Origin of the sequence: Salinicola socius, from assembly GCF_001937195.1 — a bacterium.
Taxonomy (GTDB): Bacteria; Pseudomonadota; Gammaproteobacteria; order Pseudomonadales; family Halomonadaceae; genus Salinicola; species Salinicola socius.
Genome location: NZ_MSDO01000095.1, coordinates 1 through 614, shown reverse-complemented (window position 1 = coordinate 614; position 614 = coordinate 1). Strand labels below are relative to the sequence as shown.

Here is a 614-nt window from a genome sequence, read left to right as displayed (position 1 = left end):
CTATCATCAGCGGCCCTGCTGTTGGCAGCGTCGTGGAAGATAGCAACGTTAGCGGCGGGAAACTTGCTACCACGGGTTCGCTCTCGGTAACCGACATCGATATTGGCCAGTCGAGTTTCAAGCCGGGTAGCGTGACCTTCACGGGCGTCAGTGGAACGACTAATGGTGCCACCTCCTCGTTGGGCTCGCTCTCCGTTACGGCTGACGGTCTATGGACCTTCAATGCCGATAACAGCAAGGTTCAATACCTTGCTGAAGGTCAGGTTCGGACCGAGACCTTTGCAGTGAAATCGGCCGACGGTTCCGCGAGTCAGACCATCACGATCAATATTATCGGCACCAACGACGCCCCGGTGGCCCGCGCCGATACCGGTAGCACCGGCGATAACGCTACTCTCAATATCGCCGCGGCCCAGGGCGTGCTGGCCAACGACAGCGATGTCGATGGCGGCATCCTGAGCGTCAGCGCGGTCAACGGCGCGGCGGGCAGCGTGGGGCAGGCCATCACCGGCTCCAACGGCGGCACCTTCACGCTGAACGCGGATGGCTCCTACAGCTTCAATCCGGGCACGGCGTTCGATCGCCTGGCCGCGGGTCAGACCGACACCACTAAC

1 protein-coding gene is annotated in these 614 nt (G+C 61.6%); it reads left to right on the top strand.

The window, feature by feature from the left end; genetic code table 11:
* Positions 1 to 32: 32 nt before the first annotated feature.
* The coding region (locus BTW07_RS19000; RefSeq protein WP_158025905.1) for a VCBS domain-containing protein at positions 33 to 614 on the top strand (582 nt) is incomplete at its 3' end.